The sequence below is a fragment of the Streptomyces sp. NPDC048659 genome (assembly GCF_040650575.1).
Taxonomy (GTDB): Bacteria; Actinomycetota; Actinomycetes; order Streptomycetales; family Streptomycetaceae; genus Streptomyces.
On sequence record NZ_JBEZHM010000015.1, the window covers coordinates 45,918 to 64,618 of the forward strand.

An 18,701-nucleotide genomic window follows, 5' to 3' on the forward strand; every position below is an offset into this window, starting at 1 on the left:
CAGCGGGAAGAACGTAAGCGGATATGCCGGTGGCGCGATGGACGGTTGTCCATCGCGCCACCGGAAGGGGTGAATGCACGTAACTTTCCCACCCCGGCGGCGTTTCGTGGCGCTACGGGGCCGGGAGGTCACCCTGGGTCAGGCCGCGGCCGGCTCCTCGCGGAGGCTCCCGCGCCGCTCGCGGCGCTCGGCGGCGAGCACCGGGTCGAGCGAGGGGACGGCCGCCAGGAGCCGCCGGGTGTACGGGTCGCGGGGGCTGCCGTAGACCTCCTCGACGGGGCCCTGTTCGACGATCCGGCCGCCGCGCATGACGGCGACCCGGTCGCTGACCTGGCGCACCACGGACAGGTCGTGGGCGATGAAGACGAGCGCCAGGCCGAGCTCGGCCTGGAGGCCGGCGAGCAGCGCGGTGACCTGGGCCTGGGTGGTGACGTCGAGGGCCGACACGGGTTCGTCGCAGACGATCAGGCGCGGCTCGGCGGCGAGCGCGCGGGCGATGCCGACGCGCTGGCGCTGGCCGCCGCTGAACTCGTGCGGATAGGCGTCGTGCCGGTCGGGGTCGAGCCCCACCCGGTCGAGCAGCTCGCGGACCCGGGCCCGGATCCCGGTGTCGTCCAGGACGCCGGCCACCCGCAGCGGGTCGGCGATGGACTCGCCCACCGAGCGGCGCGGGTTGAGCGAGGAGACGGGGTCCTGGAAGACCATCTGGAGCTCGCGCCGCAGCGGGCGCAGCTCCTTCTCGGACGCGCCGCCGATCTCCGTACCCCCGTAACGGAGTCCGCCGGACGTCGGGTCGAGGAGCCGGACCAGCATCCGGCCCAGGGTGGTCTTGCCGCTGCCGGACTCGCCGACGACGCCGAGGGTCTCGCCGGCGCGCACGGTCAGCGACACGTCGTCGACGGCGGTGACCCGGCCCTTGCCGCGCCCGAACTCCCGCCGCAGGTCGACGGCTTCGAGCAGGACGTCACCCGGAGGCGGGGCGGCGGGGCCAGGGACCAAGGCGGCCGGGCGGGTGCGCGGCGGGCCGTCGAGCCGGGGCACGGCGGCGAGGAGTTCGCGGGTGTACGGCTTCGCGGGCGCGCCCAGCACCCGGGCGACCGGGCCGCGTTCGACCTCGCGTCCGGCGCGCATCACGAGCACGTCGTCGACGCTCTCGGCGGCCACGCCGACGTCGTGGGTGACGAGGAGCAGGCCGGTGCCGGTCTCGCGGCGCAGGTCGTGGAGGAGGTCGAGGATCTGGGCCTGGACGGTGACGTCGAGGGCGGTGGTCGGCTCGTCGGCGACGAGGAGCCGGGGCGCGCAGGCGAGGGCCATGGCGATGAGGGCGCGCTGGCGCATCCCGCCGCTGAACTCGTGCGGGCGGGAGCGGGCGCGGCGGGCCGCGTCGGGGATGCCGACCCGGTCGAGGACCTCGACGGCGCGGGCGCGGGCGGCCTTGCGGGAGCCGGGGTGGTGGATCCGGTACACCTCGGCGATCTGGTCGCCGATGGCGTAGTACGGGTCGAGGGCGGAGAGCGGGTCCTGGAAGACCATGGCGGCGACTCCGCCGCGCAGCCTGCGCAGTTCGGCCGGTCCGGCGGCGCCGACGTCGATGCCGCCGACGGTGACGCGGCCCTCGACGGTGGCGCCGGTGCCGTGGTGGAGGCCGAGGAGGGCGCCGGCGACGGTGGACTTGCCGCTGCCGGACTCGCCGACGAGGGCGAGGGCGCGGCCGGGCTCCAGGGTGAAGGACAGGTCGTCCACGGCCCGGACGCCGCCGTCGAACGCGACACTGAGGCCCTCGACGGTGACGAGCGGGGCGCCGCCGGGAGCGTGCTGTTCGGGGACGCTCATGTCAGGGCCACCCTTCGGTCGGCGAGTGCGTAGAGGAGGTCGGCGACGACGTTGGCGACGACGACGGCGGCGCCCATGAGGAGGACGACGCCGACGACGACCGGCAGGTCGATGTGGCGGACGGAGTCGATCAGGGTCTTGCCGAGGCCGGGGATGCCGAAGAGCGACTCGGTGAGGACGGCGCCGCCGAACATGGTGCCGAGGTCGAGGGCGCTGAGCGCGATCACGGGCGGCACGGCGCCGCGCAGGGCGTGCCGGGTGACGACGGCCCGCTCCCCCACGCCGTACGCGCGGAAGGTGCGGATGTGGTCCTCGGCGAGCGTCTCCAGGGTCGAACTGCGGGTCATCCGGGCGTATTTGGCGGACTCGAAGAAGCCGAGGGTGAGCCAGGGCAGCAGCATGTTCCAGGCCCACTGCTCGGGGTCCTCGCCGAGCGGCACGTAGCTCGGGAAGGGCAGCCACTGGAGGTAGGCGCAGACCACCATGAGCATCAGCAGGCCGAGGATGAAGACGGGGGTGCCGGTGCCGGCGAGGGTGAGCACGGTGAGGGTGCGCTCGGTGAGCCCGCCGCGGCGCAGCGCGGAGAGCAGTCCGGTGCCGACGCCGATGACGAGCCAGATGACCATGGCGCCGAGCGCGAGGGAGGCGGTGGCGGGCAGCCGCTCCAGGAGGAGCCGGGTGACCTGCTGGTCGTTCTGGTACGAGAGGCCGAGGCAGGGCGCGTCGCAGTGGGTGACGCCGGTGCCGGTGGAGTAGTCGCGGCCGGTCACGAGCCCCTGGAGGAAGTGCAGGTACTGCGTGAACACGCCGTCGTTCAGGCCGAGTTGCTCGCGGACCTGGGCGATCTGCCGCGGGTTGCAGCGTTCGCCGCAGGCGAGCCGGGCGGGGTCGCCGGGCAGCAGGTAGAACAGCCCGTAGACGAGGGCCGAGAGCACGAGCAGGACGAGCGCGGCGCCCGCGAGCCGCTTCAGGAGGTAGCGGGTCATGAGGTCTTCTCCTTGCGGGCCCGCTTGGCGCGGGCGGTGCCCACGGCGAGGCGGCTGGCCTCGCGCGGGTCCAGGGCCGTCCGGACGGCGTCGCCGAGCACGGTGAAGGCGAGCACGGTCGTGAAGAGCAGTCCGGCGGGCAGCAGGACGTACGCCGGGTCGGCGCGGAACCAGGTCTGCGCGGTGGACAGCATCTGCCCCCAGGACGGGGTGGGCGGGGTGACGCCCACGCCGAGGAAGGAGAGCGACGCCTCGACGACGATGTTGGTCGGGACGAGGATCGCCGCGTACGTGATGACGGGCGCGGCGAGCGAGGGGACGAGCTCGCGCCGGGCGGTGCGGGCGCGTCCGGAGCCGGCCAGGCGCGAGGCGGCGACGAAGTCGAGGCTCTTGAGGGTGAGGGTCTGGGCGCGCACGATCCGGGAGGTGCCGGCCCAGCCGAGCAGGCCGATGACGAGGATCAGCAGCAGCGGGCGGGGGAAGTCGCGGGGCACCACGGCGGTGAGCGCGATGGCCAGGACGAGGAACGGCAGGGCGACGAACACGTCGGTGACCCGGCTCAGGAGGCCGTCGACCCAGCGGCTGCCGAGCCCGGCGGCGAGGCCGACGAGGACGCCGATGAGGATCTGCACGGCGGTGGCGCCGACGGCGACGAGCAGCGAGATCCGGGCGCCGTAGAGGAGCCGGACGAACAGGTCGCGGCCGGTGCCGGGTTCGACGCCGAGCCAGTGGTCGGCGCTGATCCCGCCGAAGGAGCCGTACGGGACGCCGCCGCGGGCGGAGTCGACGAGGTCGTCGTGGTAGGTGTGCGGGTCCTGGCCGGCGAGGGCGGCGAGCAGCGGGGCGGCGAGGGCGAGGAGGACGAGCAGGGCGAGCACGGAGGCGGCGGCGACGGCGGAGGGCCGGGTCCGCAGCCTGCGCCACACCTGCCGGGCGGCGCCCGTGGCGGGGGTGACCGCCGCGGGCGCCGACACGTCGGACGGGGAGCCGGGCGGGGTCACTTGACCGCGACCTGCGAGACGTCGAGGACACCGGTCCAGTCGCTGATGACGACGTTCTTGACGTCCTTGCCGACCAGGCGCTTGTAGACCGGGTGGAAGAGCGGCACGTCGAGCGCCTGCTCGCCGATCTTCTTGTCCAGGGCGCCCCAGCGGACGGCGGCGGCCTTGAGGTCGGTGAGCTTGTTGATCTCGTCGATCTCGGCGTTGACGGCCGGGTCGTTCAGCTGCGCGTGGTTGTAGTTGGAGCCGTTGGTGACGATCTGGCGGCCGTCGAAGATCGGCGCGAGGAACGGGCCGCCGGCCGGCCAGTCGGCGCCCCAGCGGGAGAGGAAGAAGCCGGGGGCGTCCTTGACGCTCCAGCGCTTCTCGTTGAAGGAGTTGGGCTCCTGGCCGTCGAGCTTGACGGTGATGCCGGCCTTGGCGAGGGCCTCCTGGACGGCGGTGGCGACCTCGGGGCTGGTGGCGCGGTTCTGGGCGGTGGAGTGCAGCAGGGTGACGGTCAGGCCGTTCGGGTAGCCGGCCTCCTTGAGGACCTGCTTCGCCTTCTCCGGGTCGCCGGTCTTGCCGGCCGGGAAGTGGTCGTAGGGGGTGTAGCCGAAGGACTTCTGCTCGGGCAGGAAGGTGGTGGCGGCCTCGGCGAGCGCGGAGCCGCCGGCGGCGTTGACGACGCTGGTGCGGTTGATGGCGTAGGAGATCGCCTGGCGCACCTTCGGGTTGTCGAAGGGCTTCACCTTCGGGTTGAAGGCGAGGTAGTTGGTGTAGCCGAAGTGGCCGGTGCCGACGCGGGCGGCGAGCTCCTTGTCGGAGGAGACCTGGGCGAGCTCGGCCGGGCCGAGGTTGGTGTCGGTGGTGACGGCGGCGGCGTCGGCGCCCGCGGAGGTGGAGAGCCGCTGGTTGATGACGGCCTCGTCCAGGCCCGACTTGACGTCGATCGTGTCGGGGTACGCCTTGCGCTCTTCGTCGGTCTTGGGGTCCCAGTGCGGGTTGCGCTCCAGGAGCAGGCGCTGGCCGTCGTTCTCGTTCTTGACGACCTTGTACGGGCCGGAGGAGACGGGGTGCTCCTCGTACTTCGCGCCGGTGTCCTTGGCCTTGGGGACGGGGGCGAACTGGGTCTGGGTGGCGACGAAGGGGAACTCGCCCTCGGGCTTGCGCAGCTTGAAGACGATGGTCTTCGCGTCGGGGGTGACGATCGACGCGAGGCCGTTCTTGTCCTTGTAGGGGCCCTGGTAGGTGTCGCCGCCGACGAGCCAGTCGCGCAGGTAGGGGGCGCCGCCGGAGAGTTCGGCGGCGAAGGAGCGCTCGATGCCGTACTTGATGTCGGCGGTGGTGATGGGCGTGCCGTCCTCGAACTTCAGCCCGTCCTTGAGGGTGTACGTCCACTCGGTGGCGTCCTTGTTGGGGCGCCCGGTGTCGGTGGCGAGGTCGGGGACGACCTGGGCGCCGGCGGCGCCCGCCTCGCGGTTGCGGGTGGTGAGGGTGCGGAAGACGAGGGAGGGGACGTTGCCGCCGCCGGAGGTGTAGAGGCGGGCGGGGTCGAAGTCCTCCTGCGCCTCGGCGTTGAGGACGGTGAGGGTGCCGCCCTTCTGGGGGCCGCCCGCGGTCTTGCCGGAGGCGCCCTTGCCGCCGGCGTCCTGCGGTCCGGCGCAGGCGGCGGCGCCCGTGGCCAGGACGAGACTGACGGCGACCGCTGCCGAGCGGCGCGAGATGACGGACGGTTGACGCATGGGAAGGAGACCTCTCGAAGAATGCCGCGGTGAACCGCCGGAGGCGGCAGGGGATGTCCGCGGGCGCACGGCACAGCCGTCGCCGAGAGAGGTCTCGGGGAAGGGGAACGCGCGCCTACGGGGCTGGAACGGCCCGGGCGCGGGAAAAGGGGACGGCTTTACGAAGGAAGGCCGACGAGCGCGCGGGCTGCGTCAGCTACAGAGAATGTCGGCGACCGCGTGTCCGGTCACGCCGAAGAGCGCCAGCTCAAGGGCGGCGCGATCGGAAACGGCGTGGCGGGGCGACATGCCGAGAAATATGGACGAACGCCTGATCGATGTCAACGCGCATCCCGGCATTTATGAGACGCCCGTCTCACATCCCGGACACCTCTCGGAGAGTCCGCCCCGACCCCCCGTCAACTCCCGGGATGCACCCACGGGTTGGGGCGGCACTTGATGCCGTCGATGTCCAGCGACTTCGTCTGCTGCTGCATCACGGGCGCGAGCGCGCCCGGCGTGCGGCAACTCACATGGCTGTGCCCGAGCCGGTGCCCGACCTCGTGGTTGATGAGCATCTGGCGGTACGCGTGCATCGCCTTCGGCCCGAAGGTCACCGAGCCCTGCGCCCACCGGAAGGCGTTGATCATCACCCGCTGGGTGGAGGCCGAGTCGCAGGACACGTTGTCGATGGTGGTGTCCAGGCCGGACTTGCGGCACCACTCGCCGGTCGTCCCGGGACTGGCCAGGGTGATGACGAACTCCGGGTCCCCGCTGGAGATCCGCTCGAAGGTCATCTCCCCGTCGCCCGCCCAGCTCCGCCGGTCGTTGAGGGTCCGCTGCACCGCCTGCGCGAAGAGCGCCCCGTCCAGGCCGAGGTCCTTCTCGACGTCCACCCGGTAGCGGATCTTGCGCCCCTTGCCGGGCGCCCGGTCGAAGCCGGGCACCGCCTGGAACTCCGCCGGACCCTTCAGCTTCGGGTCGATGGGGAACCGCTCGGCCATCAACTGCTCGTACGTGGGCGCCGCGGACGGCGGCGCGACCGGCTCCGCCGGGGTGTCCCGCGCGTCCGAGCGGGACGCCTGGTGCGCCCCGTCGGCGCGGTCCACGGCGTCCTCGGCCGAACGGGACTGCGGCGTCCCGTTCTTCTCGCGCTCGGCGACCTGCCCGGCCACCACGATCGCCAGGACGGTGGTGATCGCGGCGGCGGCTATGCCGGTGAGGGTGCGCCCGAGCCCGCCGGCCCGGACGGCCTGCCGCCTGCGCGCCCGCCCGCCCGGCGCGGCCTGGACGGCGGCGCGCCCGTCCGGCTCCGGAGCGCCCGGCGCCTCGCGGCGCGGCGCGGGGATGTGCGGGGCCGCGGGCGCGGCCTGGTGGTACGGATAGCGCGCGGCCGGCGCGGACCGCTCCTCGTGGTCCGGGTGCCCGCCGCGGACACCGGGCCCGGCGGCCGGGCCGTACGGGTCGTGGTGGAGCGGGGTGCCGTGCGCGGGCGTGTCGGACCCCGGGTGTCCCGGGTGTCCCGGGTGCCCCTCGGCCCGCCTGCGCCGTCCCGTCCCCGGGCCCTGGCCCGCGGCCTCGCCCCGGCCGGTGTCGGTCACCGGCGCGGCGGGCCCCTTGCGGCTGTGTCGTCCCACGGTCCGGTTCAGCTCCCGCCCTCGGCCGGCGCCGCGTCGGCGGCGGCGATCAGCTCCCGCACCGCGGTGGCGACCGTCTCCGGATACTCCATCATCGCCACGTGCCCGGCGTCCGGGAGCGTGAGCAGCCGGGAGCCGCGGAAGGCGGCGGCGGCCCGGCGCGCCATCCGGTACGAGACGAGCCGGTCGCGCCCGCCGTAGACGAGCAGCGTCGGGGCGAGCACCCGCTCCGCCTGCCGCCACAGCCCGTGCTGGCCGCCGAGGGTGTAGGCGTCGACGATGCCGCGCGAGGAGCGGGCCATCGCGTCCCAGAAGTACGGCAGCTCCAGCCGCCGCTCCATCTCCTCGACGGCGTGCCGGAAGCCCTCGTCGGTGACCCGGCCGGGGTCCCCGTAACAGAGCGACAGCACCCCGCGGACCCGCTGCTCGGCGGTCCAGTCGCGGGAGAGGCGGGCGAACAGCGCGGCGACGCCCGGCAGCGCGATCAGCGCGGTCGGCCAGGCGGTCTTCTGGGCGCGCAGCTCCGGCAGCGCCGGGGAGATCAGCGTCAGGGTGCGCACGAGGTCGGGCCGGACCGCGGCGACCCGGGTGGAGACCGCGCCGCCCAGCGAGTTGCCGACGAGGTGGACCGGGCCGCGGCCGGCGGCGTCCAGGTACCGGATCACGGCGCGGGCGTGGCCGGTCACGGAGTAGTCGCCGTCGTCCGGCGGCGGCGAGTCGCCGAAGCCGGGCAGGTCGAGCGCCTCGCCGTCCACGAGGTCGGCGAGCAGCGGCATCATGGCCGACCAGTTCTGCGAGGAGCCGCCGAGCCCGTGCACGTACAGCGCGGGCGGCAGGTCGGGCGCCGTGCCGGGCCGGGCGCGCACGGTGAGGGTGAGTCCGGGCAGCGAGACGGAGCGCAGCTCCTCGCCGTCGGCGACCCGCACGGTGCGCGACCGGGTCGCGGGCGGTGCGGCGGTCCGGGTTTCCGGCAGCTCGGTCGAGGACATGGCAGTGATATTACGAGACGATCACGCCCGGGCGCGTGTGCGTGGCGTCACAGGATCGGGTGCGGTGTGCGGAAGGAGCTCCTACGCTCGAAGGAGAGGGCTTCCGGCCCCACGGAAAGAGGACCGGAGCGGCCCTTCGACCCGGGCCCGAGGCCCCGCGGACCCCACGCGTGCCGGAAGGACGGAAGGAATCGCATGACTGCCGACCCGACCGAGCCGGACACATTCGCCTGGACCTCCGAGAACGCAGAGAACCCCGAGAACGCCGGGAACACCGGGAAAGGGGATGTCGTGCTCGACGAGGAGGTCCCGGAGGCCGACGCCGCCGAACAGCACACCGATCTGCAGCAGCGCGAGGACGAGCCGCTGCCGCGCCTGGCGCCCGATTCGGCGAATGACGCCGACGCCGTCGAACAGGCCCGGGTGGTCGCCCTCGACGAGGACGACTACCGCTGACCTGCGCGGGAAAACCGCCCGAAACGGCGCGGCGACGGGCGGAACGTCGCTGCCGTGTTCGTTTTTCCCGCGCATTCTCCGCGTATTCGCCCTCGCCCTGGGCGTCCGGTCCGTGAAATTCTGCGTGCGCACCGCGCACAGCCGGGTTACCCAAAAGTACGATGGCGGCGCGACGCCAATGCGTTGCATGGATCGATCTTTGGAGGCGGCGTGAGCGCCATCGAGCAGACAGAGGCAGCACGCCCCCGGGGCACGCGCCTGCCGCGCCGTGCCCGACGCAACCAGCTTCTCGGCGCGGCCCAGGAGGTGTTCGTCGCCCAGGGGTACCACTCGGCCGCCATGGACGACATCGCCGAGCGGGCCGGGGTCAGCAAGCCGGTGCTGTACCAGCACTTCCCGGGCAAGCTGGAGCTCTACCTGGCCCTGCTCGACCAGCACTGCGAGTCCCTGCTCCAGTCGGTCCGCACGGCCCTGGCCTCCACCTCGGACAACAAGCTCCGGGTGGCCGCCACCATGGACGCCTACTTCGCGTACGTGGAGGACGAGGGCGGCGCCTTCCGGCTCGTCTTCGAGTCGGACCTCACCAACGAGCCGGCCGTGCGCGAGCGCGTCGACCGGGTGAGCCTGCAGTGCGCCGAGGCGATCTCGGACGTCATCGCCGAGGACACCGGCCTGGCCAAGGACGAGTCGATGCTGCTGGCCGTCGGGCTCGGCGGCGTCTCCCAGGTCGTCGCCCGCTACTGGCTCTCCAGCGAGTCCCCGGTCCCCCGCGACAAGGCGGTGGCGCTGCTGACCTCGCTCGCCTGGCGCGGTATCGCGGGCTTCCCGCTGCACGCGGTGGACGGGCTGCTGGCGGCCGAGGGCCACTGACCCCGGGCCGGACCCCCGCGCTGTTCGCTCCTGGCGTGCGGCGACGGGCCGTCCGCGTCCCCTCACCGGGCTAATGTGTGCAGCGTACGGCGCGCGTCGACGCGCACAGCTGAGCGTTCGGAGGGACATAGCCGTGGAGGTCAAGATCGGCGTGCAGAACACGCCGCGGGAGATCGTTCTGGAGAGCGGGCAGTCCGCCGACGAGGTCCAGAGCGCGGTGGCCGACGCGCTCGGCGGCGAGTCGAAGCTGCTCAGCCTGACGGACGAGAAGGGCCGCAAGGTCCTGGTGCCGGCCGACAAGATCGCGTACGTCGAGATCGGCGAGCCTGAGGTGCGCAAGGTGGGCTTCGGCGCGCTCTGAGCGACGCCCGAGCGACACCCGAGCGATCCCGAGCACGAGGGAAGGCCCGGTGGACCTTGGTCCGCCGGGCCTTTCGCGTTCCCCCGTATGCCCACGTCAGCGGGTGTAAGGAGGATTGTCTTCCGGGTCGGCCGGGTAGGACGGCTGTGACCGAACTGCCCGCCCCGCACCGCACGCGAGGTGATCCGCCGTGTTCCTGGAAGCTCTCGGTTCCGCCCTGCTCGGCTTCGCCCTGGCCTGGGCCGCCGTGCTCCGGCTGCCCGACCGCCTCCCCGCCCGGGGCGCCGTCCTCAGCACGGGCGCGCTCGGCGCCGTGTTCGGCGCCCTGGTGACCCACGGGGCGCTGGGCCCCGGCCACTTCCTCGCCACCCTGACCGGCGCGGTCGCGGTGGCGGCGGTGCTGCTGTCGCTGCTGGTGCGCCCCGCCTCGCGACGGCTGCGCCGATCAGCCGCGGCGGGCTGACCGGGGCCGGAGCCCCGGCCCGGGTCCGCGCCCGCGGCCGAGTCCGTCACCGCTTCCGCTTCCGCCTCCGCTTTCGCTTTCGCGGTCAGGCCGCCAGGCCCAGGGCGGCCATCCGCTTGGTGTGCGCCTCGGTGATCCGGGAGAACATCCGGCCGACCTCGGCGAGGTCGAAGCCCGCGGCCATCCCGTCCACGCCGCCGACCAGCATCGTCGACAGCGCGTCGCGCTCGGCCACCACCCGCTGGGCCTGCGAGAGCGCCTCGCCCATCAGCCGGCGGGCCCACAGCGCGAGCCGGCCGCCGACGCGCGGGTCGGCGTCGATCGCGGCGCGGACCTTCTCGACGGCGAAGTTGCCGTGGCCCGTGTCGTCGAGGACGGAGAGCACCAGGCCGCGGGTGTCGGAGTCCAGGCGGACGGCCACCTCGCGGTAGAAGTCGCTCGCGATGGAGTCGCCCACGTACGCCTTGACCAGGCCCTCCAGCCAGTCCGACGGGGCGGTCAGGCGGTGGAACTCGTCCAGCGGCTTGGCGAAGGGCTCCATCGCGCCGGTCGGCTCGGCGTCCACGGCGGCCAGCCGGTCGCGCAGCCGCTCGAAGTGGTGGAACTCGGCGGAGGCCATCTTCGCCAGCTCCGCCTTGTCCGCGAGGCCGGGCGCCAGCTTGGCGTCCTCGGCCAGCCGCTCGAAGGCGGCCAGCTCACCGTAGGCGAGGGCGCCGAGCAGGTCGATCACGGCGGCGCGGTACTGCGGCACGGCGGAGGCCGTGGCCCAGTCCTGGGCGGCGATACCGGTGGGGGTGGCGTTGTCGGGCGTCTCCATGAAGCGCACAATAGCCCGCCCCCGCCCGCCTCCCGGGCCCCGGCCGCCGACTGTGACCGTGGCCTCGTCGGGAATTCTCCCAACACACATGCGCGATTCCGGGGTACAGTGGTAATGCGCCTGCTGAGTATGCGGACATGCTTTCGCACGTTCGGACGTACCCGGTGGGCCGACGCATGAATGAGGATGCCCGGTCGGTGGCCCGATCGGCTCCGGCCCGACAGCCCTTCCGGCGCACCCGCCCGAGGGGTTCCCTCAGCGGCACGACGCTCGAGCGACGGCAGTGGTCCCGCGCCACCCGGTCACGGCCCGACAGGCCGGCCCGGAAGTGATCCGGCACGGTACGACCCCCCAGCGTTCGCCTCGCGCCGCGTCTCACAGAAGAGGCAGTTCCCTGACTACGTTCCGAGAACTCGGGATTCTTCCCGAGACCGCCGAGGCCCTGGAAGCCGTCGGCATCGTTTCCCCCTTCCCGATCCAGGAGATGACCCTGCCGGTCGCCCTCTCGGGCACCGACGTCATCGGCCAGGCCAAGACCGGCACGGGCAAGACCCTCGGTTTCGGCCTCCCCATCCTGGAGCGCGTGACGGTCCCCGCGGACGTCGAGGCCGGCCGGGCCACGCCCGAGCAGCTCACCGACGCCCCGCAGGCGCTCGTCGTCGTCCCCACCCGCGAGCTCTGCCAGCAGGTCACCAACGACCTGCTCACCGCCGGCAAGGTGCGCAACGTGCGCGTCCTCGCCATCTACGGCGGCCGGGCCTACGAGCCCCAGGTCGAGGCGCTGCAGAAGGGCGTCGACGTCATCGTCGGCACCCCCGGCCGCCTGCTCGACCTGGCCGGCCAGCGCAAGCTGGACCTCTCCCACATCAAGGCCCTCGTCCTCGACGAGGCCGACGAGATGCTCGACCTGGGCTTCCTGCCCGACGTCGAGAAGATCATCAACATGCTGCCGGCCGGCCGCCAGACGATGCTGTTCTCGGCCACCATGCCGGGCGCCGTCATCGGCCTCGCCCGCCGCTATATGTCGAGGCCCACGCACATCCGCGCCACCGAGCCGGACGACCAGGGCGCGACCCACAAGAACATCACGCAGCGCGTCTACCGCGCCCACTCCATGGACAAGCCGGAGATGGTCTCGCGCATCCTGCAGGCCCGGGGCCGCGGACTCGCGATGATCTTCTGCCGTACGAAGCGCACGGCGGCCGACATCGCCGAGCAGCTGGAGCGGCGCGGCTTCGCCTCCGGCGCGGTCCACGGCGACCTCGGCCAGGGCGCCCGCGAGCAGGCGCTGCGCGCCTTCCGCAACGGCAAGGTCGACGTCCTCGTCGCCACCGACGTGGCCGCCCGGGGCATCGACGTCGAGGGCGTCACGCACGTCATCAACTACCAGTCCCCCGAGGACGAGAAGACCTACCTGCACCGCATCGGCCGCACCGGCCGCGCGGGCGCGAGCGGTACGGCGATCACGCTGGTCGACTGGGACGACATCCCGCGCTGGCAGCTGATCAACAAGGCGCTCGAACTGGACTTCAACGACCCGGTCGAGACCTACTCCAGCTCCCCGCACCTCTACACCGAGCTGGACATCCCCGAGGGCACCAAGGGCATCCTGCCCCGCGCCGAGCGCACCCGCGCGGGCCTCGACGCCGAGGTCCTGGAGGACCTGGGCGAGCCGGGCGGCCGCCGGTCCCGCGGCCCGCGCCAGGACAGGCAGGAGAAGACCGAGGAGCGCCCCGCGCGCACCCGCACCCCGCGCCAGCGCCGCCGCACCCGCGCCGGGGAGACCACCGCCGCGCCCGTCGAGGCGACGGCCGCCACGGCCGCCGGCTCCACCGCGCCGGCCGTCGAGTCCCCCGAGGGCGAGGCGTCCGCCGAGGCCACCGCGCCGCGCACCCCGCGCCGCCGCCGTCGCACCCGCACGCCCGGCCAGACCGGTGTGCCGGTCGCCGGTGCCGCCGCCCCGGTGACGGAGGCCGCCGCCGAGGAGCCGAAGGCCGTCGAGCGGCCCGAGGCCACCGAGCCCGTCACGCAGCCGAAGGCCGAGGCCCCGGCGCGGGCCGCCCGCACCCGGTCGGTCCCGGCCGCGGAGTTCCGCGCCGCCGAGCCCCGTACCCCCGAGGCCCGCACCGCCGAGCCCCGCAAGGCCGAGCCCCGTAAGGCCGCCGCTCCGGCGGCGGAGGCCGCCGAGGCGCCCGCCGAGAGCCGGCCGCGTCGCCGCCGCGCCCGTGGCGGACGCCCCGAGGGTGCCGCTCCGGCGCCCGCCGTCGCCCCGGTCGAGGCCCCGGCCGTCGCCCCGCGCCGGCGCCGGGTCCGGCGTCCGGCCGAGGACACGGTGAGCTTCCAGACGGTCGAGACGGCCGCCGCCGCGCTCGCCGCCGACCGCCGGACCGCCTCGGTCCCGGCCCAGCCGGCGCAGCCCGTCGCCGAGCCCGCGGCGCCCGCCGCCGAGGAGCCGAAGGCGGCCCGCCGCCGGGTGACCCGCAAGGCCACCGCCTCGGTGGAGACCGCGGTCCCGGCCCAGGCCGCCGAGCCGGTCGTCGCCGCCGCCCCCGTGGCGGAGGCTCCGGCCGTCCCCGCGCAGGGCTCCCCCGCCCCCCGGGCCCGCCGCCGCGCCACCCGGCCGGCCAGCAGCCCGGGCGCGCTGCCCGCCGAGGCCCCCGCGGCTCCCGTCGAGGAGGCCCCGGCCGCCCCCGTCGAGGAGGCGCCGGCCGCCCGCCCGCGTCGCCGCGCCACCCGCAAGGCGTCCAGCCCGGTCACGACCACCCCGGTGGCCGAGGCCGTCCTGGTCATCGAGAACCCGAAGGCGAAGGCCGTCGAGGCCCCGGCCGCCGAGGCGCCGGTCGCCGAGGCGCCGAAGGCCCCGCGCAAGCGGGCCGCCAAGAAGGCCGCCGTGGTCGCCGAGGCTCCGGCCGAGGCCCCCGCGGAAGCCCCCGCCGAGGCCCCGAAGACGCCGCGCAAGCGGACCGTCAAGAAGGCCGTCGCGGTCGCCGAGGCCCCGGCCGAGGCGCCCGCCGAGGCCCCCAAGGCGCCCCGCAAGCGGACCGTCAAGAAGGCCGTCGCGGTGACCGAGGCTCCGGCCGAGGCTCCCGTCGAGGCCCCCAAGGCGCCGCGCAAGCGGACCGTCAAGAAGGCCGTCGCCGCCGTGGCGCCGGACGCCTCGGAGCCGAAGACGCCCACCCGCCGGCGCACGACGAAGAAGGCGGCCGAGGCCGCCGACGCCGTCGCCGCCGAGGCCCCGAAGACGCCGCGCAAGCGGGCGGTCAAGAAGGCCGTCGCCGAGCCCGAGGCGTAAAGGCACAACGACACGCATCGACGCGTCGAGCGGAACGCGACCGCGGCCCGGTCCCTCCTGGTGAGGGGCCGGGCCGCGGTGTCTTCCGGACACGGAGGGCTACAGTCCCTGTATGAGCAAGCCCCGCTCCCTGGCACCGCCGCCCCGGACCCGTGCCTACCGCCTGGTCACCGCGCGCGGCTCCTTCGCCGTCCTCGACACGGCCCCCGTCGGCGCCCCGCGCGGCACCGCGCTGCTGCTGCCCGGCTTCACCGGCAGCAAGGAGGACTTCCTGGCGCTGCTCGGCCCGCTCAGCGAGGCCGGCTACCGCGCGGTGGCCGTCGACGGCCGGGGCCAGCACGAGAGCCCGGGCCCGCGCGGCCGGGCCGCGTACCGGCGCAAGGCGCTCGCGCTGGACACGGTCGCGCAGGCGGCGGCGCTCGGCGACGGCCCGGTGCACCTGCTGGGCCACTCGTTCGGCGGCCTGGTGGCCCGCGCGGCGGCCGGCCTGGCCCCGGAGGCGTTCCGTTCGCTGACCCTGCTGTCCTCGGGCCCCGGCCGGGTCGCGCGCTCCCAGCGGGTGCGGCTGCGGGCGCTGCGGGCCGCGCTGGCGGTGCTGTCGAAGGAGCGGGTGTGGCGGGCGACCCGGTGGCTGGACAGCCGGGGCGAGGAGCCGGGCGCGGGGGACCCCCCGGAGATCGTGAGCTTCCTGCGCCGCCGCTGGATGCGGACCCGGATCGCGCAGCTCGCGGGCGCGGGCCGGCTGCTGGCCGGGGACCCGGACGGCACGGCGGCGCTGGCCGCGCTGCCGCTGCCGCTGCACCTGGCGTACGGCGACCAGGAGTCGGTCTGGCCGGTGCCGGAGCTGGCCGAGGCGGCGGCCCGCACGGGCGCGCACCACACGGTGGTGGCGGGCGCGGGCCACTCCCCCAACGTGTCGCACCCCCAGGAGCTGGCCGACCGGCTGACCGCGTTCTGGGACCGGGCCGGGCGGCTCGACGCGGTCAGTACCGGGTCTGCAACTGCTGCCAGAAGCCGTCGCGCAGCGCCCGGCGCAGCCCGGCGTGGCCCCGCAGCGAGCGGCTGAGCAACCGTTCCGCCACGACCAGCAGCTCCTGGTCCACGGGCCCCGGCAGGTAGGGGTAGCCGGGGAGGAGTTCGGCGAGCTGGTCGCGGCCCCGCTCGGCGAACCAGGTGGCGGCGATCTGGGCGCCGGTGAAGCGCACCTCCTCGCGCGAGGGCGGCGGCTCGCCCTCGTTCTCGTACATCGTGACCGGCTTGCGGGTGACGTACGGGCGGCAGAAGTCGAGCTCGAAGGTGCGCTGGCTGTCCACCTCCCACAGCAGCGCCTCGGCCTGGTTGCGGCCCTCGGCGGCCTCGATGCCCCAGAGGTGGACGCGGGCGCCGTAGCCCTGGGCGGCCTCGACGGCGGAGACCAGGTCCTCGTCGCCGCCGACGAGGGCGGCGTCGCTGATGGCGCGGTGCCGGGCGAGGGACTCCAGGTCGGAGCGGATGAGGGAGTCGACGCCCTTCTGCTGGTTGTTGGCGTTGAGGTTGCCGAGCCGGACCTTGACGTCGGGGAGCTCGGCGATGGTCTGCTGCTCGGGGGTGTGGATGCGGCGCCGGGCGCCGTCGTACCAGTAGACGCGGAGCAGCCTGCTGTCCGCGAAGATCGTGCGCGCGGTGTCGATGAGGGCCTCGATGAGCCCCTCGGCGTCCAGGTCGAAGGAGCGCCGGTCCTCGGTGCCCGCCACCAGCAATCCGGCCGAAGCATAGACGTAACCGGCGTCGACGAAGATGGCATGGGTCGAGGGGGTCTTCGCCACCTCGGCGAGCATCCGCCGGAGGAGGTCGTCGATGTGCTCCAGACGGGCTTCGACGCCGTCCGTCCGGTCCGTCCCGGCCTTCCCCGCCGGCACGTAGTTAGTCATCCGAAAAATTTCCTTAGCGTAGGGAATGTTTGCAGGATGCACGTCGTTGTACAGGTACGTAAGACAGTTCTCCTCCAGGAGGAACACCTCAGACGAAGGGAGAAGCCCATGCGCTTCGAAATCCTGCGACTCGACGACATCGACGGTACGCCCGTCGACCGGACCGTCGTGGACGCCGCCTCCGTCAACCGGATCGTGCAGCAGGCCGCCGCAATCGGTCAGCGCATCTGGATCCGCCCGGCCGAGACCTCGGCCTCGTAACCCGTAGAGCGCACCGCGCCCCCGCATGGACTCCGCAGAGCGGAATCCGTACGGGGGCGCAGTGGTGTCCGGGGTCCGGGGCCGGTCAGGTGCCCTGGATGACCTGGGTGACGCCGTTGATGATCTGCTGCACGGCGATGGCCGAGAGCATCATGCCGGCGAGCCGGGTCACCAGCACCACGCCGCCGTCCTTGATGACCCGGATGATCAGCAGCGAGTAGCGCATGGTCAGCCAGAGCACGACGTGCATGGCGGCGATGGCGGCCCAGACGGAGACCTGGGAGGCCACGGTGTCGGCGTGCTGCACGGCGAGGATGACCGACACGATGGCGCCGGGCCCGGCGAGCAGCGGCATCCCCAGCGGTACGAGGGCGACGTTGACGTCCTTGGTCTGCTTGGGCTCGTCGGTCTTGCCGGTGAGCAGGTCGAGCGCGATCAGCAGCAGGAGCAGACCGCCCGCGATCATCAGCGCGGGGACGGAGACGTGCAGATAGGCCAGGATCTGCTGGCCGAGGATGCCGAAGACGGTGATGACGCCGAAGGCGACGGCCACCGCCTGCCAGGCCATCCGGCGCTGCACCTTGGCGGCGCGGCCGGAGGTGAGCGCGAGGAAGATCGGTGTGATCCCGGGGGGATCCATGATCACGAAGAGGGTGAGGAAGAGCGAGCCGAAGACGGCGACGTCGAACACGGTGATGGGCCTTGCGGGATGGGGGCGTACAAGAACATCCGGAACTGGGGGTTCCGGTGACAGGGCAGGAAGATGCCGTACGGGGCCGGGGTCGCGGCCTGAGCGGGGTCCGGGGCCCGAGCCGGGGCCCGAGCCGTCCGTGACCGGAGCGGGGCAGGGCCCGGCGGGTCCGGGACCAGACGGGTCCGGGACCGGGGCCGGGGGCCGGGGAAGGGGCTAGGGCCTGTCTGACAATTCGCGTCGGATCAGGCCGGGTCGTCCGGTGCGTGCGATCGGCGTGCGGCCGGGGCGCCCTCGTAGCGGAGCTACTTGGGCGTTTCGGCCGTGCGGCGAGCGCGCGTGCCGGGCGGGCCGGACCCGACGGGAATTGTCAGACAGGCCCTAGGCGGGTCCGCCCGCGCCCGGGACCGGGAAGGCCCCGGTGGCGCGGCGGGTGATCTCGCCGTAGATCTCGGGGTCGGTCGTGCAGTCGCCGAGACCACAGGTCTTGCGGCTGCCGTGGTAGTCGCTGGAGCCGGTGGCCAGCAGCCTGAGCTCGCCCGCCAGGCCGCGCAGCCGCGCCCGGGTGGGCAGGTCGTGGTCCATGTGGTCGACCTCGATGCCGTCCAGGCCGGCCTCGGCGAGCCGCGCGATCGCGGACTCCGGCACGCACTCGCCGCGCTTGACCGCGAGCGGGTGGGCGAAGACGGTGACCCCGCCGGCCGCCTTGACCAGGCGTATCGCCTCGACCGGGTCCAGCTCGTGCTTGTCGACGTGGGCCCGGCCGCCGTCGGCCAGCCAGTCGGAGGTGAAGGCGCCGGAGACGTCGGGCACGACACCCAGCTCGACCAGGGCCTCGGCGACGTGCGGGCGGCCCACGGAGCCGTCGCCCGCGATCCGGGCGACCTGCTCCCAGGTGACCGGGACGCCGAGCTCCCGGAGCTTGCCGACCATCGCCCGCGCGCGCGGCACCCGGTCGTCGCGCACCAGCTCGCGCTCGGCGGCGAAGGCGGGCTCGTCGGGGTCGAAGAGGTAGGCGAGCATGTGGAGGCTGACGCCGTCGAGCCGGCAGGACAGCTCGGCGCCGGTGACGAGGGTCAGCCCCTCGGGCAGGGCGGCGATCGCCTCCGCGTACCCGCGCGTGGTGTCGTGGTCGGTCAGCGCGACCACGTCGAGCCCGGCGGCGGCCGCGTTGCGCACGAGCTCGGCCGGGGAGTCCGTACCGTCGGACGCCGTGGAGTGGGTGTGCAGATCGATGCGCACGACGCGTGACTCCAGGGACTCGGGCGGACGGACGGAGCGGACGCTCAAGGATAGCGGGCGATTCGAACAATTCCGTACGGAGTCGGGAAAGCCGTCACCCCTTACGCGAGGGGATCGCGGGCGGGGTCGCGGGCGCGGGCGCGCGCGTCCGGCGCGGCGGCCTCGCCGCGCCTCCGGGCCCGCCGGGAC

At 74.1% G+C, this 18,701-nt stretch carries 18 protein-coding genes; 7 read left to right on the forward strand and 11 right to left on the reverse strand.

The window, feature by feature from the left end; translation table 11 throughout:
* Positions 1–138 precede the first annotated feature (138 nt).
* From AB0C99_RS14265 to AB0C99_RS14295, 7 genes are all read right to left on the reverse strand, one after another.
* Entirely contained in the window at positions 139–1,833 is a 1,695-nt protein-coding gene (locus AB0C99_RS14265; protein ID WP_362474372.1) for an ABC transporter ATP-binding protein, read from the reverse strand.
* A complete protein-coding gene (locus AB0C99_RS14270; protein WP_362474375.1) occupies positions 1,830–2,819 on the reverse strand; it encodes an ABC transporter permease in 990 nt (329 codons plus the stop codon). The genes AB0C99_RS14265 and AB0C99_RS14270 overlap by 4 nt, the downstream gene beginning before the upstream one ends.
* The gene (locus AB0C99_RS14275) at positions 2,816–3,745 is read right to left on the reverse strand and encodes an ABC transporter permease (RefSeq protein WP_362474614.1); all 930 of its coding nucleotides are present in this window, start codon (positions 3,743–3,745) and stop codon (positions 2,816–2,818) included. The genes AB0C99_RS14270 and AB0C99_RS14275 overlap by 4 nt, the downstream gene beginning before the upstream one ends.
* Positions 3,746–3,816: 71 nt before the next feature.
* Positions 3,817–5,544, reverse strand: a complete 1,728-nt coding sequence (locus AB0C99_RS14280) for an ABC transporter substrate-binding protein (RefSeq protein WP_362474378.1) — start codon at positions 5,542–5,544, stop codon at positions 3,817–3,819.
* 192 nt (positions 5,545–5,736) lie between these two features.
* Positions 5,737–5,832, reverse strand: coding sequence for an Ms4533A family Cys-rich leader peptide (locus tag AB0C99_RS14285; protein WP_338058652.1), 96 nt, complete (start codon positions 5,830–5,832; stop codon positions 5,737–5,739).
* Positions 5,833–5,942: 110 nt separating this feature from the next.
* The gene (locus AB0C99_RS14290; protein WP_362474381.1) at positions 5,943–7,160 is read right to left on the reverse strand and encodes a DUF3152 domain-containing protein; all 1,218 of its coding nucleotides are present in this window, start codon (positions 7,158–7,160) and stop codon (positions 5,943–5,945) included.
* Between the two features lie 8 nt (positions 7,161–7,168).
* Complete coding sequence (locus AB0C99_RS14295) at positions 7,169–8,149, reverse strand: alpha/beta hydrolase (RefSeq protein ID WP_362474384.1); 981 nt, start codon at positions 8,147–8,149, stop codon at positions 7,169–7,171.
* A gap of 195 nt (positions 8,150–8,344) precedes the next feature.
* Between AB0C99_RS14295 and AB0C99_RS14300 the strand changes: the two genes are divergently transcribed.
* The 4 genes from AB0C99_RS14300 (at position 8,345) to AB0C99_RS14315 (ending at position 10,299) form a co-directional block, all read left to right on the forward strand.
* Positions 8,345–8,605: a hypothetical protein gene (locus AB0C99_RS14300; protein ID WP_362474387.1), complete on the forward strand. Its 261-nt coding sequence runs from the start codon at positions 8,345–8,347 to the stop codon at positions 8,603–8,605.
* 210 nt (positions 8,606–8,815) lie between these two features.
* Entirely contained in the window at positions 8,816–9,475 is a 660-nt protein-coding gene (locus AB0C99_RS14305; RefSeq protein ID WP_362474390.1) for a TetR/AcrR family transcriptional regulator, read from the forward strand.
* A gap of 133 nt (positions 9,476–9,608) precedes the next feature.
* Positions 9,609–9,836 (forward strand): DUF3107 domain-containing protein, encoded by a 228-nt coding sequence (locus AB0C99_RS14310; RefSeq protein WP_362474393.1) that lies wholly within the window; start codon positions 9,609–9,611, stop codon positions 9,834–9,836.
* Positions 9,837–10,026: 190 nt separating this feature from the next.
* Positions 10,027–10,299, forward strand: coding sequence for a hypothetical protein (locus tag AB0C99_RS14315; protein ID WP_362474396.1), 273 nt, complete (start codon positions 10,027–10,029; stop codon positions 10,297–10,299).
* A gap of 85 nt (positions 10,300–10,384) precedes the next feature.
* On the opposite strand, the gene AB0C99_RS14320 is transcribed toward AB0C99_RS14315, so the two are convergent.
* The gene (locus AB0C99_RS14320; protein ID WP_362474399.1) at positions 10,385–11,116 is read right to left on the reverse strand and encodes a ferritin-like fold-containing protein; all 732 of its coding nucleotides are present in this window, start codon (positions 11,114–11,116) and stop codon (positions 10,385–10,387) included.
* 484 nt (positions 11,117–11,600) lie between these two features.
* On the opposite strand from AB0C99_RS14320, the gene AB0C99_RS14325 reads away from it, so the two are divergent.
* Both AB0C99_RS14325 and AB0C99_RS14330 read left to right on the forward strand, forming a co-directional pair.
* Positions 11,601–14,408: a DEAD/DEAH box helicase gene (locus tag AB0C99_RS14325; protein WP_362474402.1), complete on the forward strand. Its 2,808-nt coding sequence runs from the start codon at positions 11,601–11,603 to the stop codon at positions 14,406–14,408.
* A 112-nt stretch (positions 14,409–14,520) separates the two neighbouring features.
* Positions 14,521–15,474 carry an alpha/beta hydrolase gene (locus AB0C99_RS14330; RefSeq protein ID WP_362474405.1) on the forward strand — a complete coding sequence of 318 codons (954 nt, stop codon included), beginning with the start codon at positions 14,521–14,523 and terminating at the stop codon, positions 15,472–15,474.
* Here AB0C99_RS14330 and AB0C99_RS14335 read toward each other — a convergent pair.
* Positions 15,392–16,318, reverse strand: a complete 927-nt coding sequence (locus tag AB0C99_RS14335) for an NYN domain-containing protein (RefSeq protein ID WP_362474408.1) — start codon at positions 16,316–16,318, stop codon at positions 15,392–15,394. The genes AB0C99_RS14330 and AB0C99_RS14335 overlap by 83 nt on opposite strands.
* A 108-nt stretch (positions 16,319–16,426) precedes the next feature.
* On the opposite strand from AB0C99_RS14335, the gene AB0C99_RS14340 reads away from it, so the two are divergent.
* Positions 16,427–16,579, forward strand: coding sequence for a hypothetical protein (locus AB0C99_RS14340; protein ID WP_086823662.1), 153 nt, complete (start codon positions 16,427–16,429; stop codon positions 16,577–16,579).
* Between the two features lie 85 nt (positions 16,580–16,664).
* Here AB0C99_RS14340 and AB0C99_RS14345 read toward each other — a convergent pair whose 3' ends face one another.
* Positions 16,665–17,270: a MarC family protein gene (locus tag AB0C99_RS14345; protein ID WP_362474411.1), complete on the reverse strand. Its 606-nt coding sequence runs from the start codon at positions 17,268–17,270 to the stop codon at positions 16,665–16,667.
* A 381-nt stretch (positions 17,271–17,651) separates the two neighbouring features.
* Positions 17,652–18,512, reverse strand: coding sequence for a PHP domain-containing protein (locus tag AB0C99_RS14350; RefSeq protein WP_362474414.1), 861 nt, complete (start codon positions 18,510–18,512; stop codon positions 17,652–17,654).
* Between the last annotated feature and the right edge of the window lie 189 nt (positions 18,513–18,701).